Annotated in this window: 3 protein-coding genes and 1 pseudogene; all 4 read left to right on the top strand. The window is 35.5% G+C overall.

Translation table 11 applies throughout. The features are described 5' to 3' along the window. Nucleotides 1–1,013, top strand: a pseudogene (locus RU86_RS12265) (hypothetical protein); the annotation flags it as partial. A gap of 32 nt (nt 1,014–1,045) precedes the next feature. Next, complete coding sequence (locus RU86_RS11675; RefSeq protein ID WP_096815441.1) at nt 1,046–1,405, top strand: hypothetical protein; 360 nt, start codon at nt 1,046–1,048, stop codon at nt 1,403–1,405. Next, complete coding sequence (locus RU86_RS11670; RefSeq protein ID WP_096815440.1) at nt 1,398–1,958, top strand: RNA 2'-phosphotransferase; 561 nt, start codon at nt 1,398–1,400, stop codon at nt 1,956–1,958. The genes RU86_RS11675 and RU86_RS11670 overlap by 8 nt, the downstream gene beginning before the upstream one ends. A gap of 127 nt (nt 1,959–2,085) precedes the next feature. Beyond that, complete coding sequence (locus RU86_RS12535) at nt 2,086–2,253, top strand: hypothetical protein (RefSeq protein WP_489752607.1); 168 nt, start codon at nt 2,086–2,088, stop codon at nt 2,251–2,253. Nucleotides 2,254–2,370: the final 117 nt, after the last annotated feature.

The raw sequence follows: 2,370 nt of genomic DNA, 5'->3' as shown, positions 1-2,370 counted from the left end.
TAGGTAACCGAGTTAACGATGTGGTCAATTCTGTCGGTAATACGGTCAATACTGTCAAGCGTTACTTGTCAGGCGGTGGTAACTCACGACAAGCAAGCGGGGCATCTAGCAATTGGAACGGCGGCTCTAGTGGCTATAATCCGATTTCCAGAGGCTATGGTGGTAGTGCTATCTATGTGAGCGCAGCCCAGCAACAAGCCATCCGAACAGCTCAAAGACAGCTGCGAATTAGTAATGAATATACCAAAGCGACAGGTAATAAAGGTAAGCCTAAGACTAAAGAGGGCAAGAACTTCTTTAGGAACTTTGGTGATGCAGTCCTGAAAATGCTCACTAACTTCTGCACATCTAATGACAAATCAAAGGATGATGCCAAGAACTCTAGAAATACAGAAAAGTTGGCAGCGATTGGCAAGAAGCAAATGGAGGCTTATGGCATTTACGAGAAGCCAGATGGGTCTGGTTTTACCTTAGATTCCGGTACAGTCACTGAAAATATGGTAAATAACTTTGTTGGTGGATCTGTTTTATCTTATGCAGGAATAAAAAGTCAACAAGGAGCGGCTGGTAAGACATCAAGTAGTTCTGGAAAATCTGTAGTAGGGAATAGTGCTCAGAAAACTGGTGGGGCTGAAAAAAATATAAAAGGAATAAATCCTTCGAAAATTAGGTTCAGTCAAACTTCTGTAAATGGTTCTGATGATATTATTGCTAGCATGAGAGCAAATGGTTGGAAAGGTGATCCAATTGATGTTGTAAGGATGCCTGATGGTAATTTAACGACTCTTGATAATACGAGAGTTGCAGCAGCTAGAAAGGTTGGAATAGACATTCAAGCAACGGTCAGAAATTACGATGACCTTTTACCCAAAGATATGGTTGCAAGGTTTACAACACCAAAAGGAATTCCTAAAACATGGGGAGAAGCTACGGATTTGAGGATTGGAAAACAGAAAGCTGATTTTAGAAATAACACCCCAATGGGATCATTTGATTTAGAAAAAATGAAATAGAAAGAATGAAATAGAAAGAATAGGTGGTTAATTTGAGTAATTTTTATATAGATGAAATTAATTTTGAATATCCGGAGTCATATGAAAAACTAATAGATTTAGGCTTAGTAAATTTTGATATATGGTTTTTGATGGGAAAAGAACAAGCTACAAGTATTTTTAGTGGCATGCAAGAGAGGTATCCTAATCGGAAGTTAATTCCGTTTGCTAAAAGGGCTGATAATGATGATACTGCTTGTTTTGAGGTTGGTAAAAAAAATAAAATTCAATTAATCCATGATTTCGCGACAGAAGGTTTTGAACAAAGAGGTGAATTTGAGGATTTATGGGAATGGGTGAAATCGGCTGTTGAGACCATGGTTGAATACAATCGGGAGGAAGAAATTGTCTGATGAAATAGACTATACAGAGTTGAGTAAGGCAGCTTCTTATGCATTGCGCCATGCTCCGTGGGAATATGAGTTAGAACTAGATGAAAATGGTTGGGTGCCTATTGACCAATTATTACAAGCCTTTCATAAGGCTAGCGAATGGCAAAATGTTGAATTTAATGATTTAAAAGTAATGATTGATAAATCAGAAAAAAAGAGACATGAGATCAAAGAGGATAGGATTCGAGCATTATACGGACACTCTGTTCCAATGAAAATAGTAAAAGAAGAAGCTATCCCTGCTAAATTTCTATATCATGGAACTGCACATAATTTCCTATCTGAAATTGAAAAAAATGGTTTATCTCCTATGTCTCGACAATATGTTCATTTATCTGAAGACATAGGGACAGCTAACTTAATAGGGAAAAGAAAAGAAAAAAAACCGATTATTTTAGTGATTGATACAGTAAGTGCTAGAGAAAAGGGAATAAAGTTTTATTTGGGAAATGAAAACGTATGGTTAGCAGATGGTATTCCATCAGAATTTATAGAAGTGCTTAAAATAAACTAAATTTTTTTATGAAAGAGAAGGAGTATACAGGTGATTATATTTGTCAAAATCTTGTTAAGTTAGTAGATTATAACCCTTTTTTTGATGAAATATGTGGTGATATCACATTTACTTTTTCAGAAAGTGACTGGGATACCACGGACAAGATATTTCTTTTAAAAAAAATGAAGCAGATGAAGCATTTATTGCCTGTTCCATAGATGTCTCAATCATGACAATGAATATAGTTTGTAAAGATATTCTCGTAGAAAAATTAAGCATGAAAGATAATTTATTCTTTTGGCAAGATAAGTGAGTAACTTTACTATCTGATTGAATTCAAGTAGTAAGTGGTAATTCGCGAATCAAGTTATTAACAGCTATATTGTATAAGAATTCGTAGATTAAGAGGTGATTTAAATGAAGCATAAAG

It is taken from the genome of Pseudolactococcus piscium (genome assembly GCF_002441695.1).
Taxonomy (GTDB): Bacteria; Bacillota; Bacilli; order Lactobacillales; family Streptococcaceae; genus Pseudolactococcus; species Pseudolactococcus piscium.
Note: the sequence above shows the minus strand (reverse complement) of the source record. Positions and strands in the feature narration are given on the sequence as shown.